The following is a 20559-nucleotide window of genomic DNA, read 5'->3' as shown; positions in this document are numbered from 1 at the left end:
GGCCGAGAAAGGGTGTCCCTGTCTAGCTTAACCGAACACGATCTTATAAATCCCGAACACAACCGCCGCACTTCCGCAGATGATGCGAATGATAGCAACCACCGGTACCCAGGCCCCTTCCATCTTGCTGCCGTAGTTATCTCGTGCCTTCCCGGTAATCAGCGACACAGTTCCCCAGCCAGCAACCATTAGCCCCAATACCAAGGCCAGCGCACCCAACACAGCCGGGTTCTCTTCTAGGTACTGGTTGAAGTCGTCTTTTGCGTCGGCCAGAAGCAGCAGAAATTGCATGGGATGGTTTAGTAGTTGTTGAGCGAATCAAGAAGTATCAAAGATGCCCTATCATACCAAACTGCCCAGCACGACGCACTTGCCCACCAGGCGGTTACCGCTAGTGAAAGAAGCGATAAGTTACTCGTCAAATAGATGGAAGTCATCTTCGTCGAAGACCTTCCAGCGGCCTCCTTCAGCGTAATAGGTAACGACTTCTTTCTCCGTCACTACATAGATATAACGATCTTCTTCCCGTTGAAAGTAAGGTTTCAGCGGACCAGCTGGCATGACGATGGCCTTCACGTTGCCTTCGATTTCAACCGGCTCGTCAATCGGTTGGCCACTCTCAAGCTCGACAGCGGGAAGCTTCACTTCCAGACCAGGGTACCGGGGCCCATCCACCCAACAAGCTTCGACCGCCTGGGCCGTATCCACAAAGCAACAAAGTCGAGCATGATCGACAAACTTCTTCGTTTCCGCAATCCAATTCTCGTTATACTTCAGCCCAAGCCGCAACCCAGAGTCGGAAAGATCGAAATCGTCTCGCACCAAAAACATGTGCAAGCCGTTGGTCTCGCATAACTCGATTCCGTCGGCAGTTCGAGATTCGCGCAGTTCTCGCCCGTCCGTTTCACGAATGTGGTCGTACGTCCATTTCAGATTCGCGACAAACTTGTCGTTCATCGCTGGAACGCGTGCCCGTGAATAGCCAGCGTAGCCGCAGAATGCTCCCTCGAACGTATCTTGAAATGAGTAGCCAATTACCCGCGGCACCTTCTGTTTAGCCAACGCTTCGATGCTTTCTTGCGTCAACGTGGCATGAAAGAACGCATCGCCAGGAAGAAAGTAATTGTTGCTGCCGTAACCACTTCGAGCAGCGCAGCACAGAATCGCCAGAGTGAGAAGAAGACGTGTCATAGTGAAGTTACCAGTTGATCCACACGGATTAGCAACAAGGCCGTTAACCATCTAATGTTCCGGTAGATAATCTTGCACCATGATGAGGTTCTACGAATTACTGGTCCGGAACGAATAAAACCACAGCGAGGCCTGCGAGAAGGTGCGCAAAAAAAAACGGCACCCAGTTTCCCAGGTGCCGTTTGATTATTAACTTCTTCGATCCGCGAAGCAAATTAAACTTCTTTCGAGTCGATCCAGCTCATCAGGCGGCGGAGGCGTTTGCCGACTTCTTCGACCTGGTGGGTCCGTTCGCGGCGGCGGATCGCTTTGAAGCGGGCAGCGCCAGCTTTGTTTTCCAGGATCCAGTTGCGCGCGAACGTGCCGTCTTGGATTTCGGTCAGGACCTTCTTCATCTCAGCCTTGGTTTCAGGCGTGATGATGCGTGGGCCGGTCGAGTAGTCGCCGAATTCAGCCGTGTTGCTCACGCTGTATCGCATGTAGTTCAGACCGCCCTGGTAGAACAGGTCGACGATCAGCTTCACTTCGTGCATGCACTCGAAGTAGGCCATTTCTTCTTGGTAGCCAGCTTCAACCAAGGTTTCGAAACCTGCTTTGATCAGTTCGCTGAGGCCACCGCACAGCACGACTTGTTCGCCGAAAAGGTCGGTTTCGGTTTCTTCTGCGAAGGTGGTTTCGATCACACCACCGCGCGTCGCACCGATCCCCTTGGCGTAGGCCAAACCGATCTGACGCGATTCGTCCGAAACGCCTTCGCCCAAAGCGATCAGGCCAGGAACACCGCCACCCTTTTCGTATTCGCTACGAACCAGGTGACCAGGGCCCTTAGGGGCGACCAGGACCGAGTCGACACCTTCCGGCGGAACGACTTGATTGAAGTGAATGTTGAAACCGTGCGAACACATCAGCACGTTGCCTGGCTTCAGGTTCGGCTTGACGAACTGGTTGTAGATGTCGGCTTGCACTTCGTCAGGCAGCAGCATGTTGACGATGTCGGCCTTCTTGGTCGCTTCTTCGACGCTCATCGGCTCGAAGCCGTGCGACTTGGCCAAGTCGTAATTCGGGCTACCAGGACGCTGGCCGATGATAACGGTGCAGCCGCTGTCACGTAGGTTCTGAGCTTGGGCATGCCCTTGCGAACCGTAACCGAGAATGGCAATCGTTTTGCCCTTCAGCACGGACAGGTCAGCATCGTTGTCGTAGTAAATTTTGGCGGTCATTTCGTTCTTTGTCTCTAAGTTGTATCTAGTGATGGACGGTGTAATTTGGAGGGGGAGTTTGAAGTTGTCAGTAAGAAAAAGAGGGAAGGCCTACATCAACGTCCCTCTTGCTGAACACTTCAAACTACGACGAAGCCGTTAAGCTTCTACAGCGTGCGGATCTACGACCTGTTCTTCCAGGGAGGTGCCCGCGCGAACCATAGCGATTCGTCCCGTCCTCACCAGTTCGCGGATTCCATAAGGTCGCATCAAATCGATGAATGCGACGATCTTATTTTCGGTACCGGAGATTTCGATGATCACCTCGTTACGCCCGACGTCGACAATCTTGCCACGGAAGATCTCGGCCAGTTCGTGGATTTCGTTTCGCGAACCGCCAGCTTCGGCGTTGACCTTGATCAACATCAAGTCACGTTCGACGAAATCTTGCGAGCTGACATCGAGTACGCGTACGACGGTGACAATCTTTTCCAGTTGCTTGCGTACTTGCTCAAGGACATGATCGTCGCCGACGAGTACGAACGTCATCCGCGACAAGTTAGTATCCTCGGTTTCACCCACCGCGAGCGAATCGATATTGTATCCGCGAGAGGCGAGCATCCCGGAAATGTGGGCGAGTACCCCGGGCACATTCTGTACCACCGCCGAGAGCACGTGACGCATTATTTTCTCCCAGAACCGTAAATTGAAACCCGCATGATAGTTTGCCCCCCTTGTATGGACAAGAGGCTGGGCTTAGCCACCCCATAAGACCAATCGAAGGGCCCTAAACTCTGCCGTAACGCGGGAAGATGTTACATGACACGGCAGAGAGAACCGATCTTGTTAGGACAGTTGAAGTTACGAAGAGTTCGGACCCCTAATATGGGGACTTTGTTTGCCTAAGAGAAAGGTTGGTTACGGTGCGACGAGGAGGCGGGAAATAAGAGGCGATGCATCGGTGCCTGACAGGGTCTTTGCTTTCTCGCTCAGGCGTTGGACAAACTTTTCAACTTTCTGCCGTCCGTCCTTTTCTCGTGGAGCATACAGGGGATAGCCGACGCGAAACCAATATGAATCGACCGCAAAGTGGGCATAGGTCGGTTGATGCTTTCCTTGTTTTGAATCGCCCGAAATCGCGAGAGCCTCCATTTGTTTCAAGTCCTCTGCGCCGAGTATCGGGACCAGCAGAAAGGTCGCACGCCAAGGCCCGATCTTTTCGTCCATGGGCAAGCCAGTTCCGCGCCGAGGAACCAACTGCTGGTCAGGCAGCGTCACTTCAATCAGCAATCGCCCCGAATCGTAGCGAACTTCGCACGACATCCCCTCGTCCAGCGATTCGACAAAAGGCCGTGCAAACTCAAAGTCGTTGGCGTCGACCGCTTTTACGGAACTCACCACATGTACAAGTAACGCAACAGCAAGCAAAGAGGGAATGCACCTCATTCAGTTCTCGCTAGTTCGCTTTCGCTTCGGTGATAAAGTTCGTCAGTTTCTCGACCATCTCAGGCTTGTCCTGCGCGATGTTGTGCTCTTCTCCGATGTCAACGCTCAGGTCGTACAGTTCCAGCGGCTGATTCGGGCCTTTGCGGACTCCCTTGAATTCTTTGTAGCGGGCCGCTTCTGATTTGTTGAACGACGAATAGCTGATTCGCTCGGCGGCTTCTGGATCTGGCTTGCCCAGCAGTGTGGGCAGGAAGCTGAGGCCGTCATTCTTAGGCACATCTTTCGCGCCGGTTAGATCGGCGTACGTGGCCAACACATCGTAGGCATTGAACGTTGTGCCTGACTCGGTACCGGCGGGGATCTTACCGGGCCAGACGGCGATAAATGGTTCGCGGATACCACCTTCGTAGACCGATCGCTTGAAACCTTTCAGAGGTCCGTTGGAATCGAAGTAGTTCACATCGTGGCCTCCTTCGTTATGCGGTCCGTTGTCGGAGGTGAAGACGATTAGCGTATTTTCTTCCAGGTCCAATTCTTTTAACAAAGCCCGCAGTTGGCCGACGCTTCCGTCTAGGTAGGTAACCATCTCTGCGAAACCTTTTTCGGCGTCGGGCCAAGCCTTATCTTTGTATTGACCGTAGGTGGGAACTTCGCTGCCGTTGCCGGTGACGCGGCCCCCTTCGTTGTTAGCGTGCGGCAAGGTCCAGTGCAGATGCAGCAGAAACGGTTTATCTTGGTTCCGGCGAATGAAGTCAAACGCTTCGTTTGTCATAACATCGTGCGAGTAAGTCTTCCTAGCATCGAGCTTTGCTACGCGATTCTCTGGCTTCTTGTCGCCCATCAGCACGTTACCTGCTAGTGGTAGCTTTTCGCACTTGTCTCCTTCGCATCGCCAGAGATGCGTTGGGTAATAATTGTGGGCCGCGCTTTGGTCGAGGTAGCCACACCAAAAGTCGAATCCGTGATGGATTGGCTCACCACCGCTGCCTGGCGTGCCCATCGCCCATTTGCCAACGCCGCCGGTAACGTAGCCTTGCTCCTTCATTAGTTCGGCCAGGGTGAAGTCATCCGATTGCATTGTGTACGGCTTGTTATCGTTGATCGGCTGATGGCCGAGATGCTTGCCGGTCCACAGCACCAAGCGCGAAGGACGACAAACGGTGCAGCCAGCGTAGAAACTTGTGAGCTTTACTCCATCGTTGGCCATCTGATCTAAATGGGGCGTTTGAATGATCTGCTGACCGAAGCAACCCACATCTCCGTAACCGAGATCGTCGGCATAGATAAAAATGACATTGGGCTTGTTCTCTTCCGCAGCAAACAGGGACGCGGGAAGCAGGGCAATGGCCAGTGTCAGAACGACAAAACGGAGCATGAGGGCCTCGGCGGGTGGGAAGCAGAAAATCGATAACGAGTCGTTCTCTCAGTATCTCTTGACCATTCGGCTCGGTCAAACGCAGCCATTCCCGCCTCCGCATTGCGGTGATCCACAACCTTCGTTCGCAGCCAAAGCAAAGGTTTCCTGAACATCTAAGCTGAGAGGCATTTCGGCTTCGGTCGATACCCCCAGGTAGCGACTTGAGTCCCATCTGCTTGCTCGTTTAACTCTCGTCCTGATTTGCGCTTAAGTATTTCTATGTTTGATATGGCGATTTGATTTTTCGGTATCTATTCGTCTGCGATAAGCAGAACTTCTGTATGAGGAAGAAGCTGCGAACGTTGTTTCTTTTCACGATTTCGACAGCGTGAATCGCTGGGCAACAGCGGGAATTAATGAGTTGGAATTTCGCTCAATCAATCCACAACCTAGTTTTGTTTGTTCAACGTCAAGGCGGACTCCATGAGATTATCAAAGAGCGTACGGGGCAATTGCGATGCGAATTGGAACGAAGATCTTGCTGCTAAGCCTTACTGGGCCTCTGGCTTGTGTGATCATTATTCTGACGATTGTGCTCATCAGCGGATCTTCGCTCGATAAGACCGTGTTAGAACAAGCGGAAGAAATGGCCCACACGCAAAGTCTGACAGCGGCCCATAATGTTCGCTTGATTCTTGAATCACAGAACACACTGACAAGTCAACAACTCGATACCACGATCGCCTTCAGCGAACAGTTGCTCGACGAAAAGGGGAGCCTGGTCCAAGAAGCGAACTTACTGGAATGGGCCTGTACGAATCAGTACACCGGCGATACCAAGCTCACGCAGCTTCCTGCCCTCTCAATCAATGGTGCTCCCTTAGGTCAGGTTCGCGATCTTAATGAGCCCGTTCCTTTTGTAGATGAAGTCTCTCAATGGTCTGGTGGTACCTGTACCATCTTTCAACGAATACCTGAAACCGGTGACATGCTGCGGGTGGCAACGAGTGTTCAAGGGAAGGATGATCAACGGGCAATTGGAACCTTTATTCCCGCCGTTAACCCCGATGGCACGAACAACCCCGTGGTCGACAAGCTCCTTCGTGGCGAACCATATCACGGTCGAGCGTTCGTCGTCGATAAATGGTATTCAACGGCTTACCATCCAGTGAAAAATGCTGCCGGCGAAGTGATCGGCGCGTTGTATGTGGGGCTTCTGCAAGAGGAAGCCGCCGATCTTCCTCAGCGTTTAGCAAAGGTGAGCCTAAGTAAAAGTGGCTACGTTTTTGTAGTGCAAGGAAGCGGTAAGGACAAAGGAATGTATCTTGTTTCCAAAGACAGCGCCCGCAACGGCGAGAACATCCTTGCTACGCTTGATGCCAACGGCGAACCATGTATCGAGCAGATGATCGCAAAATCGATGGCTGCGGCCCCTGGAGAGATTGTCGAGCACGAATATTTCTGGCAAAACAAGGAAGAGCCAATCCCCCGAGAAAAACTGGCTGCTTTGTTTTATTACAAACCTTGGGACTGGGTTGTCGGTGTTAGCGTCTACAAAGACGACTTTCGCTCTTCCGTGACTTCGGCGCGGAGCAGTCTGAATTGGCTGCTGATCTACGTAGGTATCGGGGCGGTGATCGTTTTGGCTTTCGTCACGATTTTTGCCGTGGTGGCTTCGCGTCTTTTGGTCAAGCCGCTCAACAGCATGACCGCTTCGCTACGAGATATTGCCCAAGGAGAAGGAGACCTAACGAAACGTCTCGATATTCAATCGAAAGACGAGATCGGCGAGTTGGCCAACTGGTTTAATCTCTTTATGGACAAGCTGCAAGGCATCATCAGCCGCGTTGCCGGGTGTGCGTCATCGCTTTCAGAGACCTCCGAGAAAATGTTGACCACGGCTTCCGAGCTAACTCATAGCGCTGGCGAAGCGAAAAGCCGCAGCACCAGCGTGGCGGCCGCTTCTGAAGAGATGGCCACCACGATGAATACCATGGCAACTTCCATTCAGGAACTCACCGGCAATATTTCCTTTGTTGGAGATTCGGTCGGAGAGCTTACCAGTTCAATCGAAGATATCTCGAAAAACACCGAAAAGGCATCATCGATCGCGATCAACGCCACCCGCCTGGCAGAAGAGAGTAACGGCAAGATCCAAAAGCTGGGCGACGCTGCCGAGTCGATAGGAAAGATTGTTGGTGTGATTCAAGATATCGCCGAACAGACCAATTTGTTGGCTTTGAATGCCACGATCGAAGCCTCGCGTGCTGGGGAAGCTGGCAAGGGGTTTGCGGTGGTAGCAACCGAAGTCAAAGAACTTGCCCACCAAACAACCGAAGCGATTGAACACATTCGCAAGTCGGTCAGCGGCATCCAAGACTCTAGCAGCGATGCCGTGAACTCGATTGGTGCAATCACTCAGGTGATCGAACAGATTCGCGAAGCAAGTCTTTCAATTGCCTCGGCTGTCGAAGAACAGAGCGTCACCACCAAACAGATTTCGACCAATATCAACCAAACCGCCGAGTCCGCCAAGGCAATTTCTGCCGGGGTTAACGACTCGGCTACGGCCAGCCAAGAGATCACCGAAAACGTAATTGTTGTCGATAAAGCAACGCAACGAACCGCCACCGGCGCAACGACGACTCGCTCGTACGGCGACAATCTGGCCGAATTCGCCCACGAAATCAACGACCTGATTGGCGGCTTCAAGGTCTAGAGGCAATGCCACATTCGCTTGAGGGCATGGCTAACAAACGAACCACCGCGGTTACATTCCGAATAACATCGTGTAGCCGGTAGTCGTTCGAGCTTCGAAGCGGCTGGTTTGGTATTCGTAACCAGGGGTCGGGGTAACCGTTCGGGGAGCTAGGTGGCGTGTGTAGTGCGTGTTCGAACTTCGACGAAAACGAAAGAGGTTTCCCGCTTCTACGTTGACGGAACTTCCCACAACGACCAGCGTGACAAACAATAACAAGGCAACGCGGCGAATCATGAACCTAACCCTTGCAAGACTAGAAGTGAAAGAGATGATTTTCACTCTAATTCAAGGGGCGAGGCGGCTCAATGGTTTCCGTTTGAGAAGCTGACGAGCTAAGTTCTCAGGCCGTCTGCATCACAATAATCCGCACAATCATCCCCTCTGCCGGGGCGATAACTGTTAAAAGAACAGCTGGATCTGAGAACGAAGCACTGTTTGGCCACTCTCACCAGGCTCGTCAATCAAGAAACCGGTATTTGGCGAAGAGAACGGAATTTCGTCGAAGGCGTGCATCGCTTCTATCGTGAATTTCAAACCTTGACGATGGAAATACCAATTGAAACCGGCGGCTAAGATATTAAGCGTACTATCGTTGACCGGCGTGATTCCTGACCCGACATCGGTGAAACCATCGAACCAAATGTGCTCGTACCGCATGAACGGCTCCCCATGATTCGGAATCACTTGGTAGGAAACTTGGCACATGCTACCAAACTGGTTGATGTCTTGCCCTTCGACTAAAGAGTGACGCCCCACGAAGGAGGCGAATGCCGCGAATCCGTGGCTTTCGTAGGTCATTTCGGTGGCGTAAGAAATGAGCCCAGCCTCATCGTTCATCGGATCGGTGTCACCATGTTCTGGGTTTTCCCAAAACATGGCCAGCCTCAGGAAGCTCGCACGTTCTTCGTCTGGCCAGGAAGTGAAGTCACCATACTGGGCCCACTCACCACAGAATTTGATATCGGTCGATGCTGAAAGGGCGATATCCGCATTGTCTTGATAGAAGTCCTTACTGCGTGACGAGAAACCTGAGTTGCGACCATCGTTGAGAAACGCGATCCAACGGTAATTTTCGTTTTGCTTCGAAAGCGAGATGCCTTCCAGCACGCCGGTCGCGAATACGCTGTTGTAGTAAGACCGTTCGACGGCAAGCTGACGTGCGTAACTAATCTCCATTTCCCGCAAAAAACCAGGGTCGCGAAATCGGCCTGCTTGAAATTGAAGCCCATTATCGAACTCGTAGATAATCTTCCCTTCTTCCAAAAACTCGGTACCGCTTGCTCGACTGGCTTGCAGGATGTACCAGTACTTTAACTGGGGAGAAATGAAGTTACCGGAAAACAGAATGGGAGCACGTTCGATCACAAAGCCAGATTCAAACTCGTCGTTGACGGTCGTGTTTCGCCAATCTGCGTAGTGCCGAAATTGAAAGAGACCCCGAATCTTCAGCGTGTAGTTCAAATCGCACGTGCGAAGATAGAACCCGTTATCGTATCCCACACACTTCGAGAACGGACACGGTGGCGGTTCCTCACCCTCGCAAGGTGGCAACAACTGGATCGGCCCTGGCGAAACCGCTGCCGGCTGAGTTTCTGCAATCTTCTGTTCGAGCTCCGAGATACGGCGGTACAGTTCATCGATGTCAGCACTAATATCAGGGCTTACGACTGGTGGTGGCGGAACATCGGGCAACGCATACTGTGCCTGCAAAGTCGCAGCATCAGCTAAGACAATCATTCCTAGCAGTACCACGCCCAAAATCCTGCCCCGAAACGAATGATCCATCACTCGTTGCCCTTCAAAGTATATCCGTCCAACCATTTCATCCGCGTCAATCCATCCGTCCCTTTCCTTCGGCACCACCCCAAGAAGAGTTACAACTCGCGTGTGGCATTCATTCGGCAGATGTGGTTTAGCGCATAGAACAATCGCAACAACCGGTGCATTTAAATCTCAAGAAAAGAAATGGGATTTATCGTTGCTTTCGCATGCGTACTACCAGCGAATTCAAGGGGAGCCCCAGTTCGATTCGCGGCGTTGGGCTCGCTAGAAAAGATAAAAGGCCTTGGCATCCCAACTCTCGGCTAATTGCGGATCGTTGGCCTTCGCCAAGAGATAATAGTATCCGTATGGATATTTAAAGACGTGCCCGATTCCCAGTGACTTGTCACCTCGTTTCTGCCAGTACTCTACCTCGTTGGGTCGCAGTTTCGAGGGACGATGATCGGCAATGCGTCGGGCGTCAGCATCAGGCCCTTTCCGCGTAACCGTTACATATTTGCAGAACGCCGTGCGACATCCTTCCGCTAATTCTTCGTTCCCCATCTCGGCAAGTTCGACCAACGCCTGACCGAAGGTCAGCATGTGCCCGGCGAAACCTTGACCGAATCCCTGAAAGCGATCAACCGCCGCACTGGCTTCCTGCAGGATGAATTTCGAAGCAGCGGCTTGATCGGCGAACGAAGGGGGTTGGATATCGGCGTCAGGTTCGACATCGCGCCAAGGTTTGAAACTCCGAATCAATTGGCACACGCCTGCGACTCGTTGTTGAGTCGCCAGTTGAGGCATCGCGCTGAACGTTTTAATTGCCAGACTGGCAAAGATGACATTGTGCCCCACTTCCCGCAGAACTGGCCCGCCATCGAGCAGGGCAAGACTCACCTTTTCGATCGCTTTGGGGTCTGGGTCTCCTTCAGGAAACGACGCGCAGAGCTTCGTCTTCGCCCAGTTAAGATCAAACAACTCGGTCATGCGCACCAAAACAGCCGGAGGTAAATCGTTCTCGGTACACAGCAAGTACGCCGAGATCATACTCGCTCCGCGATGCCCATCGGCAAAGTAGCTCCTCTCCGGCGAGCGAGCCAACGCGTTGATGCCCAATTCCATCAACCGCAGGTCTGTGGCCTGCTTCGTTTCCGCGGACCAAGCCCAATCCGGCAACGCAGTCCCAGCCAAAAACCCACCCGCGGCAGCCAGTTTGGTAAATCGTCGGCGATCAAGGGGAAGGGACATGAGATTGGCCTGCAAGGAAGGGAGGAAGGTCTTGCTTTTATTTTAGGTGCTTTGGCGACGTTCACCAAATATCTCGCTGCATTGCCGACCCAAAAGATGACAGAACTTGCTGCGACCGCTATACACTTAGAACAAAAACCTTGACCCTTCTATCTACCGACATGGTTCCCACCTATGAACCTAAGCGCACCGCAACTTCCGCGCAACATCGCACTTCCCCTCATGGCTAGTTGCTGGCTGTTCCTGGGCATAACCGTCGGTTTCACACATCTGTTCGTGCAATTTGAAGAGTCTCGAATCATTATCCACTACGGTTCAGTAGTAATGGATTCGTACTTCGATACGCATCCCTTCTTATGGCCTGTATTCCTAGGAATCACGATTTGGGGCGGTTTGCTTCTTACCAGGCCGAAGGTCCAAGTACGGAGCCTGTTTCTTTATCTCGGCATTACCGGCAATCTGGCAGTGGCTTGGATTGCCTGGACTTTGGTGGTGGCTTTTGTTATCCACCACTCCCATGTCATGCGACTGGAACCAAACGCGCCGTTTCTTTAAGTTTCGCCGATAACGACCCTGGCGACAGCGTTTTCAGGCAGCTAGAAAGCTCACCATGAGATTGGACGAAATAAAACTACCTCGGCGAGTTGCGGCCCATCTTGTCACAAGCGTCTGCTTCTTCACGTTTCTGGTCGTCCTGACAACCCGGTTTGCGGCGAGAGATGAATACTATTATTCGTGGGAACCGATCGCGCAGCGGCAACTTCCCTGGCACGCCTCGATCCACTTCATTCTATATCAGTACGCGTGGTGCCTCTTGCTGATCAGCATGGCCTGGGGAACGTGGGTGCTGAGCAGGCCGATGGTTACAGTGGGGCGTCTCATTACCTATGTCTCGGTGATGGGCAACTTAGTTGTTGCCTGGGGGCTGTGGACGGTGTGGACGATTTACTATCTGAACCGCATCGAGTTTCAGAAATTTTTGGAAGACATTTCTGGGATCATCGATTGATCCACCAAGCCAAAGAACATCGCAGCAAGATGATGATCCCCTTTTATCTTAGGAGACTTCCCGTTTGAACTTCCCCGAGAAGTTGATGATACTATTGAGGTCTGCGACATCAATCCAATAGGGGCAACCAACGGAAGCCCTGGATTCGTGGCAAATCGGTCCGTTGGCATGTTGGATTACCGGCGCAGACATCATTAAGTTCCAGTGCTCCCCTCTCAGCTCTTGTCTTCCATCCCCCCAGGTTTCCTCGTCATGCCTCCCCTTCCCTTTCGGTTTGCACTGCTGCTGATTTGCTTTGCCCCCTCACTTCTCTCGGCGGCAGAGCGGCCAAATTTTGTTGTCTTTATTGCCGACGACGTCAGTTGGAATGACTTCGGCTGTTATGGAAACCAAGGAGCTCGAACGCCGAACATCGATGCCTTGGCTGCCGATGGGATGAAGTTCACCAACGCCTATCTGACCGCCAGCAGTTGCAGCCCGAGTCGCTGTAGCATCATTACCGGGCGCTATCCACACAACAACGGGGCGGCCAGCGAGCTGCATCGTCCGCTGCCAGAACACTTGATCAAGTTCCCCAAGTTGCTGAAAGAAGCTGGCTACTACACGGCACTGGCTGGCAAAGATCATATGCCGCAAGACAACGCCAACGAACAAGCTGTATGGGATACCAAACGAGGGCCTAATGTTCCTGGCAATAAAGGGGGCGAAGGACATTGGGTCGACGTCGTGCAGAAACGCCCGCAAGACCAGCCCTTCTTCTTCTGGTTCGCCGCGACCGATGCCCATCGCGATTGGAATGGTGACAACGAGTGGAGGGAAGACCGGTACGGCCCCAAGCACAATCCAGCGGACGTCGAGGTTTCGCCCTACCTGCGCGACACACCAGCAACCCGCGACGATCTGGCTTCGTATCACAACGAAGTCACCCGCTTCGATTACTTCATCGGGCAAGTGGTTGCCGAATTGAAGAAACAAAACGCTTTGGACAACACGTTAATCTTTGTCATGGCTGACAACGGTCGACCTTTCCCGCGCGGCAAGACGCGCGTTCACGATAGCGGTATGAAGACGCCGTTTGTGCTGCATTGGCCTGCGGGAATTGAGCAGCCCGGCAGCACAACGAAAAGCTTGATAAGCGTGATCGATATTGCCCCGACCGTGCTCACCTTGGCTGGTGCGAAAGTGCCCGAGCAGTTCCAAGGATTCAGCTTTGCCAACGTGCTGCAAGATCCAACCGCAGTGCATCGCCATTACGCATTTAGCGAACATAACTGGCACGACTACGAAGCCCACGGACGCGCCGTGCGTGACAGCCAAGGGATGTTATACGTTCGGAATGCTCGGCCTGAGAAAGCGTGGCTGGGCCCGGCTGATTCGGTCAGTTCCCCTTCGCACAAAGATCTGCAGACTGCCAACGCAGAAGGCAAACTGACCGCTCCTCAGGCCGATGTATTATTGGAACCGCGACCGAGCGAGGAACTTTACGACACCAGAAAAGACCCGCTGCAAACCAATAACCTGATCAGCGATCAGCAATACGCCAAACACTTGGCCGAACTTCGTAGCGTGATGGATACCTGGCAGAAAGAGACAGGTGACAGCGTGCCCACGAACTACACAATCGATCACTACGATCGAGAGATGGGTTACATCGATAGCAAAACGGGCGAGCGCATCCGCGGCGATCGCCCCTACGGCGACTGGCCTGGCTTCGATCGCAAGTCGTCCGAGATCAACGCCCCTGGCCCACGCTAAACAAACTGATCGCAGACCAATAAAAAAGAGCTCTAGCAGCATTCACCACGAGAGCTCTTTCGTTCCACCGTTTCTGCCACTTCAGTGGAAACGCCGTAACCGAACTAGGTTCGAGAAATTACAGTTCGATTACGACATGGTTCTCGTTTTCGGCACTAACCATAGCCGGGATGCCTTGGATGGACTCTGGTTCCCCCCCACCGCCACCTCGGCGTCTTCCTTTGGCTTCAGGATTCGCGACCGGCTTGGCGGGTGGAGTGTCTCCTTCGGTCAACGAAGCTAGGCCGCGTTCTTCCTTTTTGACGGGAGTCACACCGCTCTTCATTTGTCCTCCGATTACGGTTACCAAGTGCTCTCCTTCGATCGCACCTGGACTTCCAGTGGAGTAACGAAGCGAGAAGTTGCCTTCTTCATCCGACTTTCCATAAGAAGGCGCCCCAGGCCCTTTCGGGTAGAACTCGAGCGAGGCATTTGTGAATGGAACACCATCTTTGGTGATGGTACCGGTCACCGCATGGAGGTCCGGTCCCTTTTCCCAAGAGCAACCTATTGTTCCCAGCAAGGTCATTGCCAGGAGCCATAATGACGCGCGTGTCACAGCGATCAATCTCCTTTCTAAGAGGTCGTTGTGTAGAGTTCGCAGTGCATCCAACATCACGGAAACACAACTACCAACGACACTTATTGGCAAATAATGGTTTCTGTTGTTTGCAACGCTCCGCATCGAAGATCAAGTAAGTCCGGAGACATCGGCTGTCTACCTTGGTAAATCTCTCGATGCGGAATATTAGTCGATAAAAAATGGCTCCCGCAGCATTAGGCTACGGGAACCAACCAGCAACTTGACTTGCTGCGTAAGACCTTGGTCCATGCGCGACGTCAGTCCGCGATGCTCTAAAGTTCGATAACGATATGGTTTTCTTCGCCCGCCTTGACGGTGGCTGTTATCCCTTCGACTGGTTTCGGTGCTCCACCACGCTTCGAGCCACCTGCTCCTGGAGCACCCACTGGCTTCGGTACGGAATCACCTTCTGTTAATGTGGCTAAGCCTTCCGACGGAGCTGCTGCACCTCCTTTGGATGTGCCTCCGATGACGGTCACTTTGTGTTCGCCAACGATAGCACCTGGCTTACCAGTCGAATATCGGAGAGTGAAGTTTCCTTGCTCATCCGATTTCCCATAGGAAGCAGCTCCATCACCTTCCGGGTAGAATTCGAGACTCGCACCAACAAGTGGGGCACCACCCTTGGTGATGGTACCGCTAACTTGTCCCATTTCTTGCCCTGACTCTCCGCCGCATCCTGCGAGTGAAATAACACTGAGGAGCGTGATCGCCAGTAGGGTCTTTTTGATGACTAACATAGCAATGTTTCGTCTTACTTCTTTGGAAGGAATAAAGGTGGAAGATTAGTATTCGCCAACAACCTGACCGTCGTGACGATTTGCCAATCGTCCCAGCGTGGTGAAGTTCAAGTTCTCGCTAATGAACCGGACGGAACCGTCACCTAAGGCAAACATGGCACCACCAGGATGTGCGGAGGTGTAGATCGTGTGAAAACCAGGTCGACCGTACCAGTAATCACCGACACCAAATGGATCGTTCGTGGTCGACGGAACGTAGTTGATACCCGCACGGACCGAAGTCAGACCTTTCCAATAGCCTTCGTCTTTCTCGGCTCCACCACCCCCGGACCAACCACCGCCGTGCCACGACCAGGCTCGGTAGGTATCCTTTTTGGTAATTTTGCCAGAGGAGTCCATAATCTTGATGAAGTCGGACTGTTCACCGAGGGCAATCGTGTTGCTCGTTCCATCGGTAATGTGTTTAAAACTTGTCGGTTCGGAATTACGCGAATCCAACACCGTCATGATACCGTTGTAGTCTTGTCGTCCGTGGTATCCGTTCCAGTTGGTCAGCGGTCCACCGTTGTAAACACCAGTGCAACCAGCGTAGTCGGGAATTTGGTATTTGATATTCTGGGGGCAGCCGTCGCTGGTCATCGCAGAAGAAGCGGTCTGAGTCCAGAACTTGGTCATCGGATTGGATGGGCAGTTCAAAAACTCGATGTTCAGGACGGTCGTAGCACGCCAGTTCTTATCGAACCCACGGCCTGACCAGTCGTTGCCGACAAACGTTGATTGATCGTAGGCAGCCGATTGTTCGATGAAGGGCCAGATACGCACCAACCAACTGGCTGGGCGTTCGCCATTGCTAGTCGCAATGCTACCAACCGGGAAACAGCCATGCGTGTCATGGTAATTGTGCAATGCCAAAGCAAGCTGCTTGGAATTGTTGCTACAGCTCATGCGGCGAGCAGCCTCGCGAGCTTGTTGTACGGCAGGAAGCAAGAGTGCGATCAACACCCCAATGATGGCGATCACGACTAGCAGTTCTACAAGGGTGAAGCCCAGACGGCTTCGGCGGACGGTTCTCATTGGATAACTTCTCCGTAGGAGACATAAAAAAACTGGCAGGGAGAAAACATAAATATTGCGCGATATCACAACGATATATCGGGATATCTCTTACCGCATTAAGGCAAACATCGTGCCGATTTAGTTTTTTTCTTGCCAAATATTGCGCGATTCCATACGAATAATTCACCTAAACCCTAATGAATTAGGGAACATCCGTAATTTTTTGCCGAATATGCGAATCGCCGAATCCCCGAAAAAATAAGGCCGGATTTAGCGAGAGCCTGCCTATTCTTCTTGCACCCATGCTCAGACCATCACCAGTGGTTTCCGCTGCCCACCACGCTGAATAGCTGAATCCGTGTATCGAAACCCCCTACATTAGCGGTCTATACCTATGGCAACGGACGGCTCCTAGGGCAATGAATGCGTTTCGGTGAGCTTTCGATGCGCAAATCACCAGAGAGTCTGCGGAAACAGGGGTTAACTTTCGGGCCAAGTCTAGTTTCAATAGATAGTTCAATCCGTCATGTTCCCACCTTCAATTGAGACCTACCTGTGCGAAAACTCCTACCCTTTGTGCTTGTCGCCCTGACGACGTTGTGTTTTCTTCCTTCTGCACATTGCGCAAAACAGGAAGATCCAATTGCTCAGTTACAGGAAACCAACACCGAGACCAATCAACCCAATGGTCTTCATTGGGGCCCAAACCCCAAGACCTATTCCAACTGGACCACGCACTCGAACCGTCTGATTCCTGTTTACTCCTTTGGAATCACGCTCGATTCAGTGAACGGCGAGAACAGCGTTTATCGCAGCGAAGAGAAATTGAAATCGCTGTTCGGCTACGTCCCAACGAAAACGGTCAATCCGACTGCGGAATACTTTGACCAGACCGATGTCTATCAACTACAGAAACAGGCCGTTGAATCAGGCAAGAAGCGGATCATTTTGTTCGTTTACGACGGCATGGATTGGCAAACCACCTGGGCCGCCGCGATTAGCAAGTCTGGCCAGGTTCCTTATCGCGAAGGGCGCGGAACTGGGCTGCACTTTCAAGACTATCGTGGCACGACGACCGATTTTGGTTACTTCGTGACGACTCCTCACAACGACGGCACCGATGTCAACGTCGATCGTCAAATCGTTACCTCCCCCGGCGGCAGCACACTGGGAGGTTACGACCCGCACGAAGCAGGCGACAAGCCATGGTCGATTCCGCCGGATGCTGGTTACCCGATTGCCAAGGGAAAGAACACAAAACATGCCTACACCGATTCGTCTGCCTCAGCCACCTCGATGACCAGCGGCATCAAAACCTATAACAACGCCGTTAATGTCGACTATATGGGACGCGAGATCCTTCCCATCGCACGGCAACTGCAAAACGAAGGGTGGCATGTGGGCGTGGTGACCAGTGTCCCCATTTGTCACGCAACTCCTGGCAGCGCGTACGCCAATAATGTTCATCGTTACGACTATCAAGACATTACCCGTGACCTGATCGGTCTGCCGTCGGTCTTTCACCCAGGGGCGCTCCCTGGCCTTGATGTTCTGATTGGTGGTGGTTCAGGAGACCACAAAGATAAAGATGGCAAACAAGGTGCGAACTTTGTCCCTGGCAATCCTTACCTGACCAAAGAAGACATGGACTCGATCGATGTTGCCAACGGAGGCAAGTATGTCATCGCCGAACGAACCGCTGGCCGCACAGGTCCAGAAGTTCTGCAGGAAGCTACCGCTAAGGCAATCGCAGAAAAGAAGCGGCTGTTTGGTTTCTTTGGCGTGAGCGGTGGCCACCTCCCCTTTCAAACGGCCGACGGCGACTTCAACCCGGTAGGATCGCGACCAAGCAAGGTTGAAAAATACACCGAAGCTGACATTAGCGAAAACGTCACGCTCTCGGACATGAGCCTATCGGCACTCGATTGTTTAGAAGCCAAGGGAAAGCCATGGTGGTTGATGATCGAAGCTGGCGATGTTGATTGGGCAAACCACTCGAACAACATCGACAATTCGATCGGTGCCGTCCTGAGTGGCGATCAAGCATTCCACAATGTGACCAAGTGGATCGAAGAACATGGCGGCTGGGACGATACTTGCTTAATCCTGACTGCCGACCATGGGCACTACTTGGTCTTAGAAAAGCCTGAAGTTCTGACCGAGAAATAAGATCCAGCCCAAACGAAAACTTCCAATCCCAAGTCTCGCACTTCCAGCCGAGACTTGGGGCGTTTCTTAAGTTGGTCTTAATCTTCCAGCGGCACGCCTGTCCAAGGGCAGAACTTCCACGAGATGTGGGCATCTTTTCCGTTGGGGCATTTGCGGGGAACGTAAAGACAGTTCATGGGAAGCTCAATCGTGCTGTCCATGACGCTACCATCGCGACGAACCATCCGAATATCGATTTGGCCTGACTCGTAGGAATCGATAACCTTAGAACCGTCAGCGTTCTTATTGTCGAGCACGAAGATCTCCATGCTGCGGCCTAAGTTCCCCATCGCACCGGCCATCACAGGTTCCAGGGCCGCCACTACCTGCTGCAAATCACCCTCAATTTCTTGCATTGGTTCAATAGTAAATCGCTTGCCGTCTTTCGCAATAACCGAAATTTCTAAGTTCTTCTCGATCTCATTTCGATTGTAATAATCAAAGTGGCCGAGCAACGTTACATCGGCTTGTACCAATGCCAACAGCGTGACTCCTTCCATTGCATCGAGCATCTTCGCTCGGCTGGCAGCGCGGTGTTCTTGTCGAGGACTGCCTGCCAATATTCGTGCGGCAACCACATGGCAATTGCCACGAAGCTCGTTCCGTCCTCTAGCGTACCTTGATGAATCCTTTGAGTATCTTGGGACAACGCCGCGAGGTCCACATCCTTCAGTGGCTTACGCTCCGCAGCAGAAATGGAGGTCACAACAAGACTAACAAGCAGCAGTAAAGATAGAATGCGTTTCATGGTTACATTTGGCTGGCGAATAAGAAAGCAAATTTGACTCCGAGAAATACAGAGGGCACCTTAACGGCTATCGTAACCATAGGCCCAAGCTGCATCAATCTTCTTGGTCTGCTTGCCATGGGACGCTGCCGGCTGCTTGAATCTGCCGCTGCATGGCCTGTTGCAATTGGCGGAACATCTGCCGCTCGGACTTCGCCAAATCGTTTTGCTCTTGAGGATCTTCTTTTAAGTTGTAAAGTTCCAGCGGCGAATAAGGATCGTTCTGCATTAGCTTCCAGCCGTTGTAAATGATTGCCTGGTACGATTTGCCTCCGTAACGCATTCCTCCTTCACGCCGTACAAAGTAAAGCTCGCGTGGCTGAGCAGGCATCGGTTTACCTGACAGAATCGGCGTCAGGCTCACCGCGTTCAAGTCGTCAGCAGGCTTGGCACCCGCCAGTTCTAAGAACGTCGGAAAGATATCAAAGTTCAAGCCTTCGTAGTCGCTTGTTTGTCCTGGCTCGATATGCCCTGGCCACCGCACGAAGAAGGGAACCTTCAAACCGCCGTCGTAATGACTTTGCTTACCATCGCGCCACGGGTCGTTGTTCTGGGCATGAGGCAACGAACCACCGTTGTCGCTGCCGAAGTAAACGACCGTATTCTCGGCCAAGCCTGCTTTTTCGAGCGAAGCCAGTACCTTACCGACCGCGTCGTCTAAGTGCTGCACGAAGGCAACATTCTTAGCCCGTTTCTCGCTCAAATTAGGCTGCTGCTGTTTGACTCGCTCAAAATAGGCTTGCGGTGGCTCGATGGGAAAATGAGGGGCGTTGAAAGCCAAGTACAAAAAGAACGGCTCATCCTTTTTCGTACCACGGGCAGTAATGTAATCGGCGGCCCACCGGGCGAATAGCTCGGTCGCGTGCCCTGCCGGATCGATCTCTTGCTCGTTCAACCGCATATAGTTGTGACCTTCGCGGCGATGGGTTGTATAGCTGTCCATCATGTCGCCGAGAAAGCCATGAAAATGGTCGAATCCACGCTCGGTGGGCGTGTTCGGTGATTTAAGTCCTAGATGCCACTTGCCAATAATCGCCGTGTGGTATCCCACTTCCTTCAGTTCGTTGGCCAGGGTCGCAGTGCCTGGCTTGAGGTATCCCCACGAGTTCGCCTGGTTAGTACGAATCACCCCTGGCACGCCGACCAAATCCGGATAACGCCCGGTTAACAGCGCGGCTCGCGATGGCGAGCAAACCGTGCAGTTGGCCCGCATGCTGGTGAATTTGATTCCCTGGGCCGCGATCTTGTCGATATTGGGAGTATGGACGTCGGAATCGTGGTAGGCCGAAACATCGCCGTAGCCCAGATCGTCAGCGTAAATGATCAAAAAGTTAGGCCGCTGCGAATCAGCACCCAAGGTGGTTGCCGCAAACGACAAGCAAGCAAACAGCGTGAAGAGGATGCGCATGGTGAGAT

The 20559-nt window shown here is 52.6% G+C and carries 20 protein-coding genes; 5 read left to right on the top strand and 15 right to left on the bottom strand.

The window, feature by feature from the left end; all coding sequences use genetic code 11:
- Positions 1 to 27 precede the first annotated feature (27 nt).
- From DTL42_RS07980 to DTL42_RS07955, 6 genes are all read right to left on the bottom strand, one after another.
- Complete coding sequence (locus tag DTL42_RS07980; RefSeq protein ID WP_114368190.1) at positions 28 to 291, bottom strand: hypothetical protein; 264 nt, start codon at positions 289 to 291, stop codon at positions 28 to 30.
- A 120-nt stretch (positions 292 to 411) separates the two neighbouring features.
- Positions 412 to 1191, bottom strand: coding sequence for a hypothetical protein (locus DTL42_RS07975; protein WP_114368189.1), 780 nt, complete (start codon positions 1189 to 1191; stop codon positions 412 to 414).
- Between the two features lie 215 nt (positions 1192 to 1406).
- Positions 1407 to 2444 (bottom strand): ketol-acid reductoisomerase, encoded by a 1038-nt coding sequence (gene ilvC, locus DTL42_RS07970; protein WP_261341597.1) that lies wholly within the window; start codon positions 2442 to 2444, stop codon positions 1407 to 1409.
- Between the two features lie 105 nt (positions 2445 to 2549).
- Positions 2550 to 3074: an acetolactate synthase small subunit gene (ilvN, locus tag DTL42_RS07965; RefSeq protein ID WP_114368188.1), complete on the bottom strand. Its 525-nt coding sequence runs from the start codon at positions 3072 to 3074 to the stop codon at positions 2550 to 2552.
- Positions 3075 to 3308: 234 nt separating this feature from the next.
- The gene (locus DTL42_RS07960) at positions 3309 to 3836 is read right to left on the bottom strand and encodes a hypothetical protein (RefSeq protein WP_114368187.1); all 528 of its coding nucleotides are present in this window, start codon (positions 3834 to 3836) and stop codon (positions 3309 to 3311) included.
- Positions 3837 to 3846: 10 nt separating this feature from the next.
- Positions 3847 to 5211 (bottom strand): arylsulfatase, encoded by a 1365-nt coding sequence (locus DTL42_RS07955; protein WP_114368186.1) that lies wholly within the window; start codon positions 5209 to 5211, stop codon positions 3847 to 3849.
- Positions 5212 to 5710: 499 nt separating this feature from the next.
- On the opposite strand from DTL42_RS07955, the gene DTL42_RS07950 reads away from it, so the two are divergent.
- The gene (locus DTL42_RS07950) at positions 5711 to 7912 is read left to right on the top strand and encodes a methyl-accepting chemotaxis protein (protein WP_114368185.1); all 2202 of its coding nucleotides are present in this window, start codon (positions 5711 to 5713) and stop codon (positions 7910 to 7912) included.
- 51 nt (positions 7913 to 7963) lie between these two features.
- Here the strand turns inward: DTL42_RS07950 and DTL42_RS07945 are convergent, their stop codons facing one another.
- The 3 genes from DTL42_RS07945 to DTL42_RS07935 all read right to left on the bottom strand — a co-directional run bounded on the left by DTL42_RS07945 (position 7964) and on the right by DTL42_RS07935 (position 10966).
- Complete coding sequence (locus DTL42_RS07945) at positions 7964 to 8188, bottom strand: hypothetical protein (protein ID WP_114368184.1); 225 nt, start codon at positions 8186 to 8188, stop codon at positions 7964 to 7966.
- 165 nt (positions 8189 to 8353) lie between these two features.
- Positions 8354 to 9739, bottom strand: coding sequence for a hypothetical protein (locus DTL42_RS07940; RefSeq protein WP_147274203.1), 1386 nt, complete (start codon positions 9737 to 9739; stop codon positions 8354 to 8356).
- A gap of 261 nt (positions 9740 to 10000) precedes the next feature.
- Positions 10001 to 10966: a hypothetical protein gene (locus DTL42_RS07935; protein WP_114368182.1), complete on the bottom strand. Its 966-nt coding sequence runs from the start codon at positions 10964 to 10966 to the stop codon at positions 10001 to 10003.
- 174 nt (positions 10967 to 11140) lie between these two features.
- On the opposite strand from DTL42_RS07935, the gene DTL42_RS07930 reads away from it, so the two are divergent.
- The 3 genes from DTL42_RS07930 (at position 11141) to DTL42_RS07920 (ending at position 13730) form a co-directional block, all read left to right on the top strand.
- Positions 11141 to 11521: a hypothetical protein gene (locus DTL42_RS07930; protein ID WP_114368181.1), complete on the top strand. Its 381-nt coding sequence runs from the start codon at positions 11141 to 11143 to the stop codon at positions 11519 to 11521.
- Positions 11522 to 11576: 55 nt separating this feature from the next.
- Positions 11577 to 11975, top strand: a complete 399-nt coding sequence (locus DTL42_RS07925) for a hypothetical protein (protein WP_114368180.1) — start codon at positions 11577 to 11579, stop codon at positions 11973 to 11975.
- A gap of 252 nt (positions 11976 to 12227) precedes the next feature.
- Positions 12228 to 13730 (top strand): sulfatase family protein, encoded by a 1503-nt coding sequence (locus DTL42_RS07920; RefSeq protein ID WP_114368179.1) that lies wholly within the window; start codon positions 12228 to 12230, stop codon positions 13728 to 13730.
- Positions 13731 to 13848: 118 nt separating this feature from the next.
- On the opposite strand, the gene DTL42_RS07915 is transcribed toward DTL42_RS07920, so the two are convergent.
- The 3 genes from DTL42_RS07915 to DTL42_RS07905 form a co-directional block, all read right to left on the bottom strand.
- Positions 13849 to 14328 (bottom strand): hypothetical protein, encoded by a 480-nt coding sequence (locus DTL42_RS07915; RefSeq protein ID WP_147274202.1) that lies wholly within the window; start codon positions 14326 to 14328, stop codon positions 13849 to 13851.
- A gap of 296 nt (positions 14329 to 14624) precedes the next feature.
- The gene (locus DTL42_RS07910) at positions 14625 to 15092 is read right to left on the bottom strand and encodes a carboxypeptidase-like regulatory domain-containing protein (RefSeq protein WP_114368177.1); all 468 of its coding nucleotides are present in this window, start codon (positions 15090 to 15092) and stop codon (positions 14625 to 14627) included.
- 45 nt (positions 15093 to 15137) lie between these two features.
- Positions 15138 to 16166 carry a DUF1559 domain-containing protein gene (locus DTL42_RS07905; RefSeq protein WP_114368176.1) on the bottom strand — a complete coding sequence of 343 codons (1029 nt, stop codon included), beginning with the start codon at positions 16164 to 16166 and terminating at the stop codon, positions 15138 to 15140.
- A 537-nt stretch (positions 16167 to 16703) separates the two neighbouring features.
- On the opposite strand from DTL42_RS07905, the gene DTL42_RS07900 reads away from it, so the two are divergent.
- Positions 16704 to 18317 (top strand): alkaline phosphatase, encoded by a 1614-nt coding sequence (locus tag DTL42_RS07900; protein WP_114368175.1) that lies wholly within the window; start codon positions 16704 to 16706, stop codon positions 18315 to 18317.
- A gap of 77 nt (positions 18318 to 18394) precedes the next feature.
- Here DTL42_RS07900 and DTL42_RS07895 read toward each other — a convergent pair whose 3' ends face one another.
- The 3 genes from DTL42_RS07895 to DTL42_RS07890 form a co-directional block, all read right to left on the bottom strand.
- Complete coding sequence (locus DTL42_RS07895; protein WP_114368174.1) at positions 18395 to 18868, bottom strand: hypothetical protein; 474 nt, start codon at positions 18866 to 18868, stop codon at positions 18395 to 18397.
- The gene (locus DTL42_RS25970) at positions 18814 to 19104 is read right to left on the bottom strand and encodes a hypothetical protein (RefSeq protein WP_147274201.1); all 291 of its coding nucleotides are present in this window, start codon (positions 19102 to 19104) and stop codon (positions 18814 to 18816) included. Before DTL42_RS25970 ends, DTL42_RS07895 begins: the two co-directional genes overlap by 55 nt.
- A gap of 94 nt (positions 19105 to 19198) precedes the next feature.
- Entirely contained in the window at positions 19199 to 20551 is a 1353-nt protein-coding gene (locus DTL42_RS07890; RefSeq protein ID WP_114368173.1) for a sulfatase family protein, read from the bottom strand.
- Positions 20552 to 20559 lie beyond the last annotated feature (8 nt).

The organism is Bremerella cremea (assembly GCF_003335505.1).
Lineage (GTDB): Bacteria > Planctomycetota > Planctomycetia > Pirellulales > Pirellulaceae > Bremerella > Bremerella cremea_A.
This window is presented reverse-complemented; position numbering and strand designations above follow the sequence as displayed.